At 60.1% G+C, this 16,557-nt stretch carries 15 protein-coding genes and 2 tRNA genes; 11 read left to right on the top strand and 6 right to left on the bottom strand.

Annotation, left to right across the window (positions count from 1 at the left end):
• Positions 1–294: 294 nt before the first annotated feature.
• From GXX82_10980 to GXX82_10965, 4 genes are all read right to left on the bottom strand, one after another.
• Positions 295–1,485 (bottom strand): serpin family protein, encoded by a 1,191-nt coding sequence (locus GXX82_10980; protein NLT23559.1) that lies wholly within the window; start codon positions 1,483–1,485, stop codon positions 295–297.
• A gap of 142 nt (positions 1,486–1,627) precedes the next feature.
• Complete coding sequence (locus GXX82_10975; protein ID NLT23558.1) at positions 1,628–2,569, bottom strand: YgcG family protein; 942 nt, start codon at positions 2,567–2,569, stop codon at positions 1,628–1,630.
• A complete protein-coding gene (locus GXX82_10970) occupies positions 2,566–3,225 on the bottom strand; it encodes a hypothetical protein (protein ID NLT23557.1) in 660 nt (219 codons plus the stop codon). Before GXX82_10970 ends, GXX82_10975 begins: the two co-directional genes overlap by 4 nt.
• 300 nt (positions 3,226–3,525) lie before the next feature.
• Positions 3,526–7,077, bottom strand: a complete 3,552-nt coding sequence (locus tag GXX82_10965; GenBank protein ID NLT23556.1) for an autotransporter domain-containing protein — start codon at positions 7,075–7,077, stop codon at positions 3,526–3,528.
• Between the two features lie 252 nt (positions 7,078–7,329).
• Between GXX82_10965 and GXX82_10960 the strand changes: the two genes are divergently transcribed.
• The 7 genes from GXX82_10960 to GXX82_10930 all read left to right on the top strand — a co-directional run bounded on the left by GXX82_10960 (position 7,330) and on the right by GXX82_10930 (position 11,208).
• On the top strand, positions 7,330–7,875 hold the full coding sequence (locus tag GXX82_10960; protein ID NLT23555.1) for an epoxyqueuosine reductase QueH: 546 nt from the start codon (positions 7,330–7,332) through the stop codon (positions 7,873–7,875).
• The gene (locus GXX82_10955; protein ID NLT23554.1) at positions 7,875–8,087 is read left to right on the top strand and encodes a DUF2905 domain-containing protein; all 213 of its coding nucleotides are present in this window, start codon (positions 7,875–7,877) and stop codon (positions 8,085–8,087) included. The genes GXX82_10960 and GXX82_10955 overlap by 1 nt, the downstream gene beginning before the upstream one ends.
• An 18-nt stretch (positions 8,088–8,105) precedes the next feature.
• Positions 8,106–8,801, top strand: a complete 696-nt coding sequence (gene queC / locus GXX82_10950) for a 7-cyano-7-deazaguanine synthase QueC (GenBank protein ID NLT23553.1) — start codon at positions 8,106–8,108, stop codon at positions 8,799–8,801.
• Positions 8,802–8,808: 7 nt separating this feature from the next.
• A complete protein-coding gene (queE, locus tag GXX82_10945; GenBank protein ID NLT23552.1) occupies positions 8,809–9,450 on the top strand; it encodes a 7-carboxy-7-deazaguanine synthase in 642 nt (213 codons plus the stop codon).
• A 151-nt stretch (positions 9,451–9,601) separates the two neighbouring features.
• Positions 9,602–9,675, top strand: a tRNA-Met gene (locus GXX82_10940).
• Positions 9,676–9,708: 33 nt separating this feature from the next.
• A complete protein-coding gene (locus tag GXX82_10935) occupies positions 9,709–10,308 on the top strand; it encodes a hypothetical protein (GenBank protein NLT23551.1) in 600 nt (199 codons plus the stop codon).
• Entirely contained in the window at positions 10,309–11,208 is a 900-nt protein-coding gene (locus GXX82_10930) for a hypothetical protein (GenBank protein NLT23550.1), read from the top strand. It begins immediately after the preceding gene.
• Positions 11,209–11,224: 16 nt separating this feature from the next.
• Here the strand turns inward: GXX82_10930 and GXX82_10925 are convergent, their stop codons facing one another.
• A complete protein-coding gene (locus GXX82_10925; protein ID NLT23549.1) occupies positions 11,225–11,935 on the bottom strand; it encodes a thymidylate synthase in 711 nt (236 codons plus the stop codon).
• 105 nt (positions 11,936–12,040) lie between these two features.
• On the opposite strand from GXX82_10925, the gene GXX82_10920 reads away from it, so the two are divergent.
• From GXX82_10920 to GXX82_10910, 3 genes are all read left to right on the top strand, one after another.
• The gene (locus tag GXX82_10920; protein ID NLT23548.1) at positions 12,041–12,685 is read left to right on the top strand and encodes an MBL fold metallo-hydrolase; all 645 of its coding nucleotides are present in this window, start codon (positions 12,041–12,043) and stop codon (positions 12,683–12,685) included.
• Complete coding sequence (locus GXX82_10915) at positions 12,660–13,538, top strand: patatin-like phospholipase family protein (GenBank protein ID NLT23547.1); 879 nt, start codon at positions 12,660–12,662, stop codon at positions 13,536–13,538. Before GXX82_10920 ends, GXX82_10915 begins: the two co-directional genes overlap by 26 nt.
• A gap of 478 nt (positions 13,539–14,016) precedes the next feature.
• Positions 14,017–15,393, top strand: a complete 1,377-nt coding sequence (locus tag GXX82_10910; GenBank protein NLT23546.1) for a sodium:proton antiporter — start codon at positions 14,017–14,019, stop codon at positions 15,391–15,393.
• Between the two features lie 182 nt (positions 15,394–15,575).
• On the opposite strand, the gene GXX82_10905 is transcribed toward GXX82_10910, so the two are convergent.
• Positions 15,576–15,668 (bottom strand) — tRNA-Ser (locus GXX82_10905).
• A gap of 73 nt (positions 15,669–15,741) precedes the next feature.
• On the opposite strand from GXX82_10905, the gene GXX82_10900 reads away from it, so the two are divergent.
• Positions 15,742–16,557, top strand: an 816-nt coding sequence (locus GXX82_10900) for a hypothetical protein (protein NLT23545.1), incomplete at its 3' end; no start/stop codon positions are given.

Genomic DNA, 16,557 nt, shown 5'->3' with positions numbered 1-16,557 from the left:
GAGCGTTCGCGGGCTCCCCGGACCAACTCTCCGGGATACCGCCGGTAGGGACTTTCACCCTGCCCTGAGAATAAGCTCGAAAAGGATACACCAACCGTGGGGCCGCTGTCAAAAACCGAAAACGGTTCCAGGTGAAAAGAAAATGGTTCCAGGTTCAAGGTTCAAGGTTAAAAAAGATATGACAGGGTCTGTGGGGAGGGAGATTGGTGCGCCGCCTGATCCGGGACCTCCGGGATCAGGCGGCGGTCTTTTCTGCTCTTGAACTCTTGAACTTTTGAACCCCTGAACCGTCTTTCACTTCCCCGGGTTCGCCACCCTCCCGAGGAAGAGTATCGTCCCCGTTTCGTTGTCCCGGATGAGGAACATGAAGGGATGATCGGCCCGGAAGACGAGCTCGCGCGGCGGGGCCGACTTCGTTACCATCTCCACTGCCGTGGCGGCTGCCGCCTCCGTTCCTTCCTCGTTGACCTCCACGAAGGCCCTGTGCTTGATCTGTCCTATCCAGAGATCGCCCTTCTTCCATCCCATGCCGGAGAAATCGGCGGCCGGGGAGAAGGCGTCCTTCATGCCCATTTTCTGGAAGGGCGCGCCGAGATCGTATTTCGTCTCGAGTTTGAACTTCGGAAGGTAGACCCATGCCTTTTGGTTCTTCTGCTTGTCGAGCTTTGCGAGCCACCCCTTGAGGTCTTGCGCGTAGAGCGCATCCTCCAACGCGGCGAGACCGTCGACGGTCTTCGGCAGAAGGACGACCATGGAGAGGGTGTTCCCCTTGTAAGGCAGCGACAGGGCCTGGAAGTCCTTCTCGTCGAGGAGCTTCAGATCGCCCTTACGGTTCATGAAGGGTGTCTTCACTTCCGCGCCGTCCGAGAGCTTGAAGGGAAGGTCCAAGGTACGCTTCTTGTCGAACTGTGTTTCCCAGACCCCCTTGAAGTAGATGGCATTGAGGATGACGCAGACGGAGTTGGCCGAGAGTTGCTCCAGTATCCTGTCGATCTTCCCTTCCGTCTTCGTTTTCACCCACCCGTTTATCTCCTCGAGGCCTCCCCCGAAGATCCCGGCATCGTAGTAGGTGGTCAGTATCTTGCGGTAGACGTCGCTCACGTTCCCCCCGGTCAATACGAGGGCATTGGCGATGCTGAGTTTCTGGCCGGAAGTCTTCGCGTTCTCATCGAGGAGCTTGTTGAGGCTCCTGAACCCCGAGTTTAACCCGGCCTGCTCCAGGCGGAAACTGAGGGTGCTCTTCATCTGGGCCGCCGTCTCCCCCCGCGCCCCGGCGTAGGTCATGGCCATGGCCGACGAGATGCTGTAGGGAGAGAAAAAGAGGTTGCCCTCCTGTGCGCCCAGTTCGCGGTACAACTGAACGGCCAGCCCGGTATTCCCGTCAGAGATGGCGCTGAAGGGGCCGGCGGGGGATGCCCCGGCAGGGAGCACCGACAGAAGGACAAGCAAAATGACGCCAGGAAGTGCCAGCAAAGACCTTTTCATTTCATTCTCCTTTCAGCTGTGGATATTCGCATCTTCGCCTTCCCCTGTCTTGGACACGATGGTCTCCGAAAAAGTTCCCCGACGTGCCGGTTCACCTCGTCATGACCCAGGGGAGACCTTTCCCCGGGATCCGCGCCGCCGTCTACCAGCTTCCCGACGCACCGCCGCCGCCTGATGATCCGCCGCCGCCGGAGAAGCCGGAGCTGCTGCTGGTGAAACCCCCGCCCCCTCTCCCGGAGCTGAAGGTGAAACCGCCGATGGAGGCCCTGCCCTTGGTCCGAAGGCTCATCACGCCCTTTTTGTAGAAGTCGGAGTTCTTGAGAAGAAGCTTCGCGATGGGGAACACCACCAGGTACCCGGCAAGGCAGACGAGAGCTCCCCGGGCGCCGAGTACGACGATGGGGAACATGGCCCAGAAGGGTATCAGAAAGAAATACAGGAACCAGCCAACCCCGGGCGTGAGTATCCCGATGACGGTGAAAAGACCGATGATGCCGAAGATGAAGGCGCCGAAGAGGATGCGCTGGATGATGGGAAGATCGGGCTCCATGATGCCCCCGGATCTCTTGACGGTCCCGGCGCCGCCTGTCGCCTGCGGCACCTCGCCGCCTTCGAGCACCTTGACGATGGCCGCGGCGCCCTCCGTGATCCCGCCGTCATAGTCCCCGTTGCGGAAGCAAGGCGCCATGACATGCTCGATGATCCTGCCCGCCATGAGGTCCGTCAGCGTGCCCTCGAGCCCGTAACCCACCTCGATGCGCATGCGCCTGTCCTCGGGGACGACCACCATCAGGACCCCGTTGTCCTTCCCTTTTTGGCCCAGCTTCCATGCTTCGAAGACCCTGACGGCATATTCTTCGATACCCTCACCGTCAAGGGTGGGAATGGTCAGAACGGCTACCTGGTTGCCGGTCATGTCCTCGTGGGCCTTGAGGCTCTCTGTGAGTGTCTTCAGCGCCCCGGTGGAGAGGATCCCTGCGTTATCTGTCACCCGGCCCGTGAGATAGGGAACGTCGGCGGCAACCGCCGCCGAAAGGACGAGGAGGATCACGCAAAGAAAGACCAGAACGGATGTTCTCTTCATGCGCCCCTCTCCTCGATGACCTCGTCGGGCAGTTCGTCCTCCCCCGCGTCCCGGACACCGGCCAACTCTGCCCTCTCGAGGATGTCGAGGAGCCTGCCGAGACCCTTCTCGATCGCCTCGCCGGTCCTGCCGCGGGAGAGCGATGCCACCATGGGCCCGACGACGGACTCTATGACATCCCCGGTCAGGGACCCCGCAAGACCACGGTCGGGAATAAGCACCGCCTGCCCTTCGAAGAGGCTCACGAACACGAGGATACCCGTCCTTCCCCGGGTGGCAAAGACCTCGCGCTTAAGGAAGAGCGATTCCGCGTATTGCCGCGCCTCCGCCTCGGACCGGTAGCGCGATAGAAAGAGCCGTGCGAAGCCCGGCATGAGAACGGTGAGGAGCGCGCAGAGACCTCCGAAGGCGAGCATCCCCGCCATGGCGACAAGCCCCGTTGCCTGCGAGGCCCGGTAGGGCGCGAAGAACCCCAGGACGAGTATGATGAGGCAGGTGATGGACGCGCCGAGGGCGAAGGCCTTCCAGGGCAGCTCGGCGTAGCTGTCGCTGCGCTTAACGACGGCAACCACGATCTGTGCCCCCGTCCGCCTCTCGATCTCCTCCACGCCCTCATCAACCCGGGCCCTCTCTTCCTCGGTCAATATCCCTTTCATCTCACCATCACCTCACGAAATCCTCCACCGGCAGGCAAGCCCCCCGCTCTCACCAAAGGTATCATCTTCCACTGCATGGTACACCCGGCGCACCACCTGTTGCAAGCGGAAACAGGGTATGAGGTCGATCCTCTGGGAGCATAATGATCAATGACCAAATTACAATGACGGGATAAACAAAGAATAACCAAAATGATATGAGCAGTTGGTTTTGTCCTTCCTTTTGTCCCTATCGATGCCAGCGGGAGCACCATCGCGGCGAAAGAGGTGATGAAGCCGAAGATGCCATATTGAGGATCTTTAGAAAGATACCCTCACAACGCCGTTTATGCTCTGGACCGCGTACTGGTTCTCGCCGATCTGGACATCGTACCCTATGTGAAAGGACGTCCCGCCGCGGGTGAACATCGACACCCCCGCGCCGGCAAGAAGGAAGTTCCTGTCCGGGGAGACCGTCTCTATACTGAAGGGAGAGCTCCCCTGGGCAAGGCGGGACGTGATGTCCCGGGAGCCCCTCATGAACTCGTAGCCCCAGGCAAGACTGATGCCCGGCATTATGACGCTCTTCGGTGTCTCCCACGTGTAGTACAGCTTCCCCCCGAAGTTCCCCTGGAGGGATCGGGTCCTCTGCCTGTCCACGTTAAGATCGAGGGCGCCTGCCCCTGATTCGGTGTAGCTGTCTATGCCAAGGTCGATGTACTGGAGGGACAGGTTGGGCACGACGGTCCATCTGCCCGCGGGTATCTCATAGCCCGTGCCCCCGTAGAGGGTGAACTGGGAGCCCCCCGGGCTGGAGCTTGCCGTACGGTCGAGGCCGGGGAAAACGATGCGCCGCGTGTTCCTGTAATCCGCCCATCCGTAGCTCGCCTGGCCGTCCACGTAGAACCTGCCCTTGTACCACGTGCCGTAGGCGCCGAAGGTGTACCCGTCCATCGTCATCCTGCTGCCGTTGTCGTCGACCTCAGCCCGGGAACCTGTGTATCCGAAGAGAAGGCCGGCGGCCAGGTTCGGGGTCAGGCGATAGTCCATGCCCACCGTGAGCCCGGCGCTCGTGAAGCTGTACCCCATCTGGTCGGGAGTGTCCCTCTGGTCCCCGGAGACGGCGGTCCCCTTCGCGAAGATGCCCCACTTTTCCTCCTTGCGGACGGGGAGCATACCCGTGAGGTCCGGGCCCGCGCTCGCGATGAGGATGGGCGTGTCCCTTCCCTCGCGGATGAAGCCGCTGTTCCTGATGAAGCCGCTGCCGGGATTTGTCCCCCACGCGCCGTGCCGTATGTCGGAGAGCCTCCCCGCCACGTTGCCGGCCTGGAAGACCGCGGAGCTCACACCCATGGTGAAGTCCGCCTGGTTCGATCTCGGGGCGATCTGGTCGTAGGCACCCGCCACCTGGCCGTAGGAAGGGATGGCATCGATGACACCGAGGACCCTGTCGAGATCGCCCGTCGCCGACGCGGCCACCGAGTTCAGCATGGAACCGACGGACCTCTGGTTCGTGCTGAGGTATGTCGACAGGACCTGGTTCAGGTAGTCGCGCTCGACGACAAGATACACCTGGTTCGCGACCTCATAGTGGGGCTTGAAGACCACCGTGGGCGTGATGTTGGTGAGAAGGGTCCCGAAGCGTCCCGACACGCCGGCGGTGGCGGTGAGGAACGTCCCGAAGACGGTGCCGACGGTGGGCGTCGCCCCGCCGAGCCAGGATGTCTGAAGGGTGCCGCCGAGCGACGCGCCCCCCGTTATGGCGAGGACGTCGTTGCTCGTCGGGGATTCGACCTCGATGAGAAGCTTGCCCTGCCCGCTCTGGGTATAACTGCCGACGAGGTTCAAGGTTCCGACAGAGTTGCCGGGGCTCACCGTCCCGCCTGTATTGTGGAGGCCCCTCGAGGCGTTGATGGTGCCCGTCCCCTGCACCTTCCCCGAGTAGAGGCTGAAGAGGTTGCCGTAGGATCCGGCCTTTTCCGTGAGGTTCCCGTTGACGATGAGCGTCCCCCCGTCAACGAGGACGTTCCTGCTCACCTGAAAGGTCCTGCCCGCGGGGATCGTGTACGTCGTCGCGTTGTTGAGGATGGTCAGCGACAGGGCGTTGACGTCGGCGCTCTGGGTGATGGTACCCGGGGCGAACATGACCATCTCGCCCATGAGGAAGGTGGCGTTGTAGGCATGCCAGGTCCCCCCGCTATTGTCCGTGTCATCGATATCGGCAACGTTCAGCGTCCAGTTCCCCGTCGCGTTCTCCCCCCAGAAGGCGTTGGTAAGGAAGGTGAGGCTCGTGTTCGTAAGCTTCGTCGTGTCCTGCTGGCTGGCCGTGAGGTGCGAGGTCGAGTAGAGTATCTTGCTCGCCATCGTCGAAGGGGATGTCAGGGTGGCCTCGAGTTCGCCCGCCCTGTTATGCGTCAGCGTGAGTCCTACCTCGATGCCCTCGAGGGGCTGGGCCGCCTCGGCGGCGGTGATGGTGATCGTCCGGTTCACACCGGCGGGATCGTCGTCGGGGATGGCCACGCCCACAAGCGCGCTTTTCACGACCGACGTCTGCTCCGTCACGTACCCCACGTTGAGAACCTTCTCGACGAATGCCCCGGCGTTGATGTTGCCGAAGCCATAGTTCGGGTTGAATCTGTTGCCTGCCGCGTTCATGCGCCAGCCGCCAAAGCTGCTCACCGACGCGTCGGAGGCGTCGACGACGGTGCTTGTCTTCACGAGGGCGTGCTTCGCCATGCGTATATCCATCTCCGGGTTCGCCTCTTTCCCGAGGGCCATGATCCCCGAGATGAGCGGGGCCGATGACGACGTTCCACCGAAGCCGCTGGCATAGCTCGTGTCAGGGAAGAGGTCGTCCTTGTCCCCCTTCGTGTTCGTCCCGGACCAGGCATTGTAGCCAAGGTCCGCTCCGCTCACGTCCGTCGTCGTGATCCCGAACCCGGTGTAATCGCTGCGGTTCGAAGGGGCCGTCACGAAGACGCTCGCCCCGTAACTGCTGTAGTTGGCATATTTCCCGTCGCTGCCCAGGGCCGCGACGGTAAGTGTGCTGGAGGTGTTATGGGTGGTATCCCCCCTGTTCGCGTCTTCCGTCTTCTCGTTCCGCGCGTTCCCGGCGGAAAAGACATGGATCACACCGTTCGCCGCCGTGCGCGTGAGGGCAAGCTGTATTGCCGGGGTTGCGCCGGAGAAGGGGTCATCCGATCCGTAGCTGTGGTTCTTCACCTCAATCCCGGCCGTCCCCGTGATGGCGCCTGTCGTCGGGTTGACACCGCTTTGCCAGTAATAGGCGTCGAGATAGTTCTGCTCGGACGCCTCAGGGTCGGCGGGGGTCACGGTTCCTATGTTTATCCTCAGGCCCGCTATCTGGGCGTACGGCGCGGCGCCCGTCCCGCCGATGCCGTTGCCGCCGCGGGCCGCGGCCACACCGGCCACCGCCGTGCCGTGATTGTCGCCTTGCTTCTGCGGCCCCTGCGCGGCGGCTGCGAGGGCCGCATTGTCGGAGAAGTTCCTGCTCAGGTCGGCCCTGTAGTTCGGGGCTATGTCGTAGTTCGCGCCGTCGATGCCATCATCGACGATGCCAATGACGACGCCCGATCCCGTGTATCCCAGGTTCCATGCTCCCAAGAGCCCGGCGCTGACGCCGGAATTTACCATCCGCGTCGTGGTGTCGAACTGACGGGAATAGAAGTCGATGAACGAGGGCGCCCCGTTGACCAGGTGCCACTGGCCGGGGAAATTCGGCCGCAAGGCGGCGTTGTAGGAAAAATAGGGGTCATCGGGATAGAAGGGGTCGAGGTCCTCCCTGCCCCAGGCGGCAAAAGGTGAAAGAAGGATCAGGAGAACACACAGAAGGTTCCGATATGTCCGGCGCATGGGATGTCTCTCCTCTTTTCGGCCGTCCCACAGGAAGGTGGTGGGTCGTCGCTGTCTCGCACCTTGGAATCGGGGATGTCCGGGACAATAGTAATCAATCCGCCGGATTGAAGTCAAGAAGAGAGATGCCTGGCCGGTCGCTGGAGATGATGACCCCGGCGCCGGCAGGGGATGCGGCAATTGACCGCCCCTGTGGAAAAAAGGGACGGAAGGTGGTAAAGTGTAGAAAATTACGGACGATTGGAAAGAACGATGGATATTGACGGCAGGAACATATTTCTCCACATCTGCTGCGCACCGTGCAGCATATACACCCTGAAGGAACTCCGTGCCGAAGGGGCCAGTGTCTCGGGATATTTTTACAACCCCAACATCCATCCCTACACGGAGTTCTCGAAGCGCCTGTCCACCCTCAAAGAATACGCAAGGATAGCGCTCCTGCCCCTTACGGTGGACGACTCCTACGAGCTCGACCGTTTTCTTGCCGGGGCCCTCGCCCTTGGCAGGGACCGCTGCCTCTCCTGCTATCGCATGCGTCTCGACAGGGCCTTTGAGAGAGCCGCGGACGGCGGCTTCGACGCGCTCACCACAACCCTTCTTTACAGCAGGTACCAGCGTCACGACGACATAAAGGCGATAGGCGAAGAGCTCGCCGCGGTCCATGGCGTCCCCTTCCTCTACCGCGATTTCCGCACCGGCTGGCGGGAAGGCATCGAGGAATCGAAGAAGCTTGGCATGTACCGCCAGCAGTACTGTGGATGCGTATTCAGTGAGAAGGAGCGCTACGGGGGAAAATGATGCCGTCCATGGGCAAGATGCTCATCATTCTCGGGGTCATTCTCATCGTCATCGGCCTTGCCTTCACGTACGGCCCGAAGATACCCTGGCTCGGCAGGCTGCCCGGTGATATCTCCATCAAGAAGGACAACTTCAGTTTCTACTTCCCCATCACGACGAGCATAATCATCAGCATCATCCTGACGATACTCTTTTCGATATTCCGAAAGTAGGGACCTGACATGAATGACATGACCAGAAGAAAAGCGGTGGTACTCTTGAGCGGCGGCCTTGATTCGACGACGACGCTCGCCATTGCCAGGAACGAGGGGTTTCAGGCTTACGCCCTCACCTTCCGCTACGGCCAGCGGCACACCTGTGAGATCGATGCCGCGAGAGAAACAGCGCGGTACATCGGCGTCGCCCGGCACGTTGTCCTCGACATCGACCTCAGGAGTTTCGGCGGTTCGGCCCTGACGGACAATATCGAGGTCCCCAAGGGAAGAGGCCTCACGGACATCGCCGCAGATATCCCCGTCACCTATGTTCCCGCACGGAACACGATCTTCCTGTCCTTCGCCCTCGCCTTCGCTGAAACGCTCGGCGCCCAGGACATCTTCATCGGCGTCAACGCCCTCGATTACAGCGGCTATCCCGACTGCAGACCCGAGTACATCGCGGCCTTCGAGCGCATGGCAAATCTCGCAACGAAGGCCGGGGTGGAGGGAAGGTCTTTCCGGATCCACGCGCCCCTTATCGCCATGACAAAGGCCGAGATCATCCGCACGGGAGCCCGCCTCGGCGTCGACTACTCCCTGACGACAACCTGCTACGACCCGTCGGACGACGGAAAGGCCTGCGGGCGGTGCGACGCCTGCCTGCTTCGGCTCGAGGGGTTCAGGCAGGCCGGGATGGAGGACCCTGTCCCCTATACATGTAAAGGTTAGATTCCCCATGGCATACCTCATCAAGGAGATCTTCCGTTCCCTTCAGGGCGAGGGTATGAACGCCGGTCGACCGGCCGTGTTCCTCAGGTTCTCGGGCTGCAACCTCTGGTCCGGCCGCGCCGAAGACCGCTCGAACGCGCCCTGCCCCTTCTGCGATACGGATTTCGTCGGCACCGACGGACCCGGTGGTGGCGCATACGGCACGGCGACGGATGTAGCCGTCGCCATGGCGGCGCTCCTGCCCTCCCCGGCCTTCCGGGACGCCCGTCCCCTGGCGGTCGTAACGGGAGGCGAGCCTGCCCTCCAGCTCGATACCCGCCTTGTTGAAGAACTGCACCTTTGCGGCTGGGAGGTGGCCGTCGAGACGAACGGGACCCTCCCCCTGCCGCGGGGCATCGACTGGGTGACGGTAAGCCCCAAGGCAGGCACCCGCCTTGTCGTCACGGCAGGCGACGAGCTGAAGCTCCTCTACCCCCAACCCGGCCTCGACCCGGCCTCCCTCGAGGACCTCGCCTTCCGCCACTTCATCCTCCAACCCATAGACAACTCCCGTCTCGCTGAGAACATCCGCCTCGCCATAGACTACTGCCTCACCCACCCCCGCTGGCGCCTGGGTATCCAGATGCACAAGATGCTGAAAATAAAGTGACGGGTCATGGGTGATGGGTCATAGGTAATGGGTGATAAGAAGAGCGGAAACATACCTCGAAAGAAGGCCTTTTCCATGACCTGTAACCCATGACCCATGACCCGTTTTTTGTTGACAATACAGGCCTTTATGGCTTATATGAAAAAGGCTAGGCGGTGTAGCTCAGGTGGTCAGAGCATGCGGCTCATATCCGCAGTGTCCGGGGTTCAAATCCCTGCACCGCCATTTTTCACACGTCTGAAGGGGGCAAGGGTCAACATGAGATGTGAAACTTCACGTTTAGGGCATTGTGGCAGAAAGACGGTTTTCCTCGCTGGTGTTTTCCTTCTCGCCATTGCCGTGCTCTTCTTCTCCGGCACCTTCCGCTCCGCCGGGGCGGCCCCGGAGAAGAAAGGGAAACCCGCCGCCGAGAAGGATACCGGCGCCGTGAATGATGCCAACCTTCAGGCAAGCCTGAAACGGGTGGATGAACTCCTCAAGAAGAACGAATACGTTACCTCCCTCAGAACAAGCCTGAAAATAAACGAGTACACGAGAGAGGTCCTTGCGACGGCCAAGGTCATCAAGGGCCACTATGAAAAGGCCGTCAATGATCCTGCCATCCCGACGAAGGACAAGGAACAGCTCTACCTCAAGCTCAAGGGCTTGAACCAGCTTATCCCCCGGTACACAACCGCGTACGAGAACTCGCTGTACAACCTTGGTTATATCTACGCGAAACGCAATGAATCGGAACGGGCACGCAAGTATCTCAGCGAGTATCTCCAGACAACACCCTTTTCCAGCAGCCGCGACTCGAAATGGATGAAAGCGAAAACTCTCCTTCTTGAGCTTTACAGCCTCGAAGGCGAATTCTAAGTGCAGGAAGAACGGTCCCTCGTCCGATCGGTCATCGAAGATCTTGGCATCTCCCGGCATATCAACAATGTCGTCATTGAAGGAACGGATTCGCCCTGGCTTGAAAAGGCACTCATCAAGAGAAAGAAGGGCACTCTCGATGTCAAGACCTGCATCTGGATGGACGATGCCTTCCTGTATGGCCGCATTTACCGTCTCTTCCTCTACGTGGCAGACGTCCTTAACGCTGCCTTCCTCTACGATCCCCGCATCGCGCCTGATGAAGAGAAGGAGCCCTCCATCCGCGACCGCTACAACCAGATATGGAGTCTTTACGTGGACAGCAGGATGGAGCGCCTCGGGATCGAGAGCTTTTTCGACAGGGCGCTCCGGAGAAATCTCTTCATCGACCTCGAAGGTCGTCTCGGATGGGCCGGGGCGGAAAGGATATTCGATTCCCTCTGGTCGAGGGAGGCATTCACCTATCCCGAGATCATCGACCTCAGCTATCATCTGGAGGAAAGGTTTCCCGGAGAGCTCCCGTCCCCGGGCAGCCCCTGCATCGAGAGGGACCTCGCGGACTGCCTGCACAACCCCTCCGTGGCGGGGCACCTCGAGCGCCTCGATTCCCCCGGGGCGGCAACGGTGCTTAACGATCTTCTCAGTTTTACGGCCTATTCATGCAAGGACGGGCTCATCCTCCCCTGCCACTACGGCATCGTTTTCCTGTACCAGAACAAGGTCTTTCTGGAGTTCATCCCCTCGGGCGGCCACGCCTTCGTCCTTTCCATCCTCGATCCCCCGTCGGGAATGTACGATACGCGGGAGGTCGGGCCGGAGACGGACGTTGAGGAGATCGAGAAGAGCATCAAGGACCGGTACGCGATGATGACCGTGGCCACAGGGGGTCAGTTCGGCTGACGGCCCGTCACGAGGATCACTTCGCGTCCCTGCGAAGGCGCTGGAGGGCGAAGCCGAAGGTGTATTCGTAGAGATGGAGCCCCTTGCTGACGGCGGTTATGGTGCCGTCCTCCACCCCTATCTCCTGGCACATGTATTCCTTCAAGAGCTGGATGGCGGCGAGGTTCGTGGGAAAACCGGCCCAGAGGTCCCAGCTGCGAAAATAAAGAACAAAGTGGAGCTTGCCGTCGGTCACGCGCGTATCGATGAGCCTCAGGCACGGAGGATCCTCGAGGGTGATGTCGGAAGGCATGCCGATCTCCATGATCGCCTGGTTTGTCCCGAAGTTCCCCTTCCTGTAGATGTCGATGACCTCCTCTACGGGGTTCACGCCGCAGGCGCATTCCCGCCCGTCGACGAACACCTTGGGGTTCGTGAGCCTCTCTCCGTACGTATAGAGTTCGTTGGGCGCCTTCTTGTCCGTCATGAGATACTGGAGGTACTCCTCGACGTAATCCATGGAGGTGGGTGCGGGCACGCCGAGTTCGGCCGGGATGTCGGGGATGAGCGGCACCGTTCCGGGATACTTGATATGGACCATGACAAGGTCGAACTCGCGACGTTTGTTCCCTTCGAAGGAGCCGCGGTCGATGATGTACTCATGCACCCCATCGTCCTCGAATATCCGGTATATGCACTGGAACCAGGCGTCCGGCAGGTCCCGCGCCTCGATGAACACTGGCCTCATTGTCCCTCCCTGTGATTGTCTCGGCTGCTGCGTAGAATGTTACCAAAAAAATTGAAAAAGGGCACCAAAAAGTATTAGATTTAGAAGCGTGACAAGGAGGTTCCAATGTTCGTTAAGCAGATGGAAGTAGGCAGCTTCGCGATATTCGCGTACATCGTCGCCTGCAAGGAGACGAACGATGCCCTCGTCATAGACCCCGCCGCGGAATGCGACCGCATATATAAGGAGGCTGAGGCGAGGGGGTATACCATTAGATATATAGTCAACACGCACTGTCACGTGGACCATATCATGGGCAACAAGCGCATGAAGGAACTCACGGGGGCCGAGATCGTCATCCATGAGATCGAGGCACCCGCGCTCGTTCACCAGTCCCCCCATTCCTTCCAGATGTTCGGCGGCGAGCCATCGCCCCCCGCCGACAGGACCGTCCGGGACGGCGACACCATCACCGTGGGGAACACGTCCCTTTCCATCATTCACACCCCGGGGCACTCGCCGGGGAGCATCTCCCTGTACCACCCGGGAATGGTCTTTACGGGGGACACCCTCTTCGTGGGCAGCATCGGCAGGACGGACCTCGATGGCGGCTCATGGGAGACGCTGCTCGCGTCGGTCAAGAACAAACTTTTCGCCCTCCCCGACGACACTGTCGTCGCGCCGGGACACAACTACGGTGACGCGACGCGCAGCACCATAGGGCGGGAAAAGGTCTACAACCCCTTTGTCGGGTTGCGAGGTGGCTATTAGACGGTTATTCTTCCTCTTCGTTGTCGCAATCGTTCTCCTCTCCTCGTGCACGACGGCGCCCGTCGTCACCCCGAAGCGGGCGGAACCAAAGGTGGCCCTCGTTCTCGGCGGCGGATCGGCGAAGGGTTTCGCGCACGTCGGTGTGCTCCGCGTCCTTGAAAGGGAGAAGATCCCCATTCACATGATCGTGGGCACGAGCGTCGGCAGTCTCATCGGCGGCATCTACGCGTCGAACCCCGACAGTTTCCAGCTGGAATGGGCGGCCTTCAAGATCGCGAGGGGTGATATCCTCGATTATTCCATAACCTCGTCGAAGATGGGCCCCGTGCAGGGGGCACGGCTCGAGGCATTCGTGGAGCAGAACGCGAAGGTGAAGCTCGTGGAGGCCACGAAGATACCCTTCTATCCCGTTGCCACCGACCTCAACACGGGAGAGACGGTAACCCTCGAAAAGGGGTCGCTGGCGAAGGCAATACACGCGTCTTCGGCCATCCCGGGCATCTTTGTTCCCGTCACATTCGGGAACAGGACCCTGGTGGACGGCGGCGTCACGAGCAACATCGCCTGCGACGTGGCCCGCGCCAAAGGAGCCAACGTCATCATCGCCGTGAATCTCCAGAAAGACGTGCGGGACACGGACATAACATCCGTGATCGACGTCATCGCCCAGTCCATATCCATCATGATGCACGTCAATACGAGGTCCAAGCTCGCCCACGCCGATGTCATCATCGAGCCCGATACGAAGGGCATCTCGATGTTCGATTTCTCCCGGAAAAAGACCCTGATGGAAGAAGGCATGAAGGCAACGGAAATAGCCCTGCCCCGCATCAGGTCGCTGACCGGGAAATAAAGACGGTTCAAGGGTTCAAGGGTTCAAGGGTTCAAGGGTTCAAGGGTTCAAGGGTTCAAGGGTTCAAGGGTTCAAGGGAAAAACGGCGAAATCCGACGGGCTGTCAACACAACTCCTGAACAACAGCGCACACCGACGGCACCCTGTTGTTCTGCTCTTGAACTTTTGAACTCTTGAACCCTTGAACCTTTTTTTGCGTTCTCCTCCTTTTCCCTCCCTTGAATCGGGGTTTTCATCGGGCATTATCAGGGAAAGCCCTATACTTTCCCCCGCGTTTGCAGGGTATCTTACGGGCAGTCGGATCGTGCCGTCTCACATCCTCGCAAAGACGTATGACCCTCCGAAAGAGCCAGTCGTCCTTATCGCCTGCGTAGAAGGCCAGAGATCGGTCCGGGATGGTACGATCCCCGAAACCCTGCAAGGAAAGCGCAAGAACATGAAAAAAGCGGTCCCTTCCCTTCTTTGCCCGGCGGTGCTCATGGCCCTTCCTTCCTGCGCCTCAGCGAACAGCGGGAACGTTGAGATCATGGACCTGACGGGATCCGTTTTCGGCATCGTCGCGGTGGTCCTCTTCGTGGTGGCCTACGGCTTTGTGGTCCTCGAGGAGAAACTCCATTTGCGGAAAAGCAAGCCCGTCATGGCCGCGGGCGGCATCATCTGGATCGTGGTCGCCCTCGCGTACATGGCGGCCGGAAAACAGGAAGCGGCCCATCAGGCCGTCATCGGAAACCTCGCGGAGTACGTGGAGCTCTTCCTCTTCCTTCTCGTCGCGATGACGTACATAAACGCGCTGGAGGAGCGGAAGGTCTTTGAGGCCCTGACCACATGGCTTCTGAACAAAGGGTTCGGTCTCAGAACCATATACTGGATGACGGGCGTCCTGTCGTTCTTTCTGTCGCCGGTGTGCGACAACCTCACCACCGCCCTTCTCATGGGCGCCGTTGTCATAACCGTGGCGAAGAGCAACAAGAGGTTCGTCATCGTTTCCTGCGTCAACATCGTTGTCGCCGCCAATGCCGGCGGTGCCTTTTCGCCTTTCGGCGACATCACCACGTTGATGGTGTGGCAAAAAGGCAAGCTTGCCTTCGGCGAATTCTTCCGTCTTTTCATCCCCGCGGCGGTCAACTGGCTCGTTCCCGCGGTCATAATGAGTTTCGCCGTTCCCAACGAGATCAAACGCCGGTCGACGATACCCCTTAAGATGAAGGTCGGCGCACGCCGTGTCATGGTGCTCTTCGTCCTGACCATAGTCACGGCCGTTCTGTTCCACAATGTCCTTCGCCTTCCCCCTGCCGTGGGTATGATGCTCGGCCTCGGATACCTCTCCTTCTTCGGGTATTTCCTGAAGATCAGGGAGATGCGCAACCGCTGCCTGGAAGACCCGCTCGACGTCATGGGCCACGAGAAACGCAAGGGCTTCGACCTTTTCAGGAAGGTCTCGCGCGCCGAGTGGGATACGCTCCTCTTCTTCTACGGCATCATGTTCTGTGTGGGCGGCCTGGGGCAGCTCGGGTACCTCGCGATAATGTCCGAACGCCTCTACAGCTTCGGCCACACTCCCGCGAACGTGATGATAGGGGTCATCTCGGCGCTCATAGACAACATCCCCGTGATGTACGCGGTGTTGACGATGGACCCCGCCATGCCTCACGGTCAGTGGCTCCTCGTCACCCTGACGGCCGGCGTCGGCGGCAGCCTTCTTTCCATCGGCTCCGCCGCGGGTGTGGGCCTCATGGGAAGCGCCCGGGGGATCTACACCTTCACCGGCCACCTCAGGTGGACCTGGGCCATCGCCCTCGGATACGCCGGCAGCATCTGGGTCCACCTCATGCTCAACGCGAAGCTCTTCACGTAAGGACGGTTCAAGGGTTCAAGGGTTCAAGGGTTCAAGGGTTCAAGGGTTCAAGGGTTCAAGGGGAAGACCGTGAAGGGGGCCGGCTGTCAAGACAACTCGTGCACCGGCCGAAGACGTTCGGTTCCCTTTTTGTCTTTTACTCTTGAACTTTTGAACCCTTGAACTCTTGAATGTTTTTTTGATGGCGGAGAGGCAGGGATTTGAACCCTGGGTACGGTTTTATCCGTACACTCGCTTAGCAGGCGAGCACCTTCGGCCTACTCGGTCACCTCTCCGCGGAAGCCTTAAGATGGACAAAGTATACTTGTTTGCTGTATAAAATGCAATATCGCACTCACCGGCAGGACAATGGCAACGAGCCACACACAGGGACTTCGCGAGATGATGACGAAACGCCATGAACTCCTCAGGGCCACGCGCGATTTCTTCTACGAGCGGGGATACCTCGAGGTGGAAACGGCGAACCTCATGGCTACGGCGCCGCCTGACCCTCATATCGACCCCCTTGAGGTCCGCATATCGGGAAAGGGCCCCTTCTTTCTCCACACCTCGCCCGAGATTGGGATGAAGAAGCTCCTGCGCTCCGGTCACAGGCGGATCTTTGAGGTATGCAAGGTCTGGCGCGTCGAGGACCACCAGGAGGTTCACAATACGGAGTTCACCATGGTGGAATGGTACCGTGAAGGCGCGTACCGGGAGGCCATGAAGGAGACGGAAGACCTCGTGGCATTCATCGCCCGAAGGCTCCTTCATCCCGTTCCGGAACACCTTCTGCCGCCGTATCCCGTGCACGAACTGGACAAGGTCTTCCTGAAGACCATGGGGTTCGACCCTTTTCCTCTCGGCCGCGACGCCTTTTTCGACGCCTTGAGCCGGAGGGGCTTTTCCGGCATCGACGACAGGGATGACTGGAACGACCTTTTCTTCAAGGCGCTCATCCAGGAGATCGACGACGCCATCAGAAGCAGGAGGCCTTGCCTTGTTGCGGGATGGCCCTTTTCCATCTCCACGATGGCAAAGAGGCGCGACGACAACGCCGCCGTCGTTGAACGGTTCGAGCTCTACATTGATGGCCTGGAGATAGCCAACGGATACACGGAGCTCACCGACCCCGGTGAGCAGCGCGAACGGTTCCTCGAGGATAACGCGAAGCGGGCCGGGATG

This window comes from Syntrophorhabdus sp. (assembly GCA_012719415.1).
Taxonomy (GTDB): domain Bacteria; phylum Desulfobacterota; class Syntrophorhabdia; order Syntrophorhabdales; family Syntrophorhabdaceae; genus Delta-02.
The sequence above is the reverse complement of the archived record's forward strand: the minus strand, read 5'-3'. Positions and strand labels throughout refer to the sequence as shown.

What these genes read in the sequence shown, in the direction of transcription:
- GXX82_10970 (NLT23557.1), bottom strand. Translation starts at nt 3,225, where the DNA reads ATGAAAGGGATATTGACCGAGGAAGAGAGGGCCCGGGTTGATGAGGGC.
- GXX82_10975 (NLT23558.1), bottom strand. Translation starts at nt 2,569, where the DNA reads ATGAAGAGAACATCCGTTCTGGTCTTTCTTTGCGTGATCCTCCTCGTC.
- GXX82_10965 (NLT23556.1), bottom strand. Translation starts at nt 7,077, where the DNA reads ATGCGCCGGACATATCGGAACCTTCTGTGTGTTCTCCTGATCCTTCTT.
- GXX82_10955 (NLT23554.1), top strand. Translation starts at nt 7,875, where the DNA reads ATGCCGTCCATGGGCAAGATGCTCATCATTCTCGGGGTCATTCTCATC.
- GXX82_10960 (NLT23555.1), top strand. Translation starts at nt 7,330, where the DNA reads ATGGATATTGACGGCAGGAACATATTTCTCCACATCTGCTGCGCACCG.
- GXX82_10980 (NLT23559.1), bottom strand. Translation starts at nt 1,485, where the DNA reads ATGAAAAGGTCTTTGCTGGCACTTCCTGGCGTCATTTTGCTTGTCCTT.
- GXX82_10925 (NLT23549.1), bottom strand. Translation starts at nt 11,935, where the DNA reads ATGAGGCCAGTGTTCATCGAGGCGCGGGACCTGCCGGACGCCTGGTTC.
- GXX82_10910 (NLT23546.1), top strand. Translation starts at nt 14,017, where the DNA reads ATGGCCCTTCCTTCCTGCGCCTCAGCGAACAGCGGGAACGTTGAGATC.
- GXX82_10935 (NLT23551.1), top strand. Translation starts at nt 9,709, where the DNA reads ATGAGATGTGAAACTTCACGTTTAGGGCATTGTGGCAGAAAGACGGTT.
- queE (NLT23552.1), top strand. Translation starts at nt 8,809, where the DNA reads ATGGCATACCTCATCAAGGAGATCTTCCGTTCCCTTCAGGGCGAGGGT.
- queC (NLT23553.1), top strand. Translation starts at nt 8,106, where the DNA reads ATGACCAGAAGAAAAGCGGTGGTACTCTTGAGCGGCGGCCTTGATTCG.
- GXX82_10920 (NLT23548.1), top strand. Translation starts at nt 12,041, where the DNA reads ATGTTCGTTAAGCAGATGGAAGTAGGCAGCTTCGCGATATTCGCGTAC.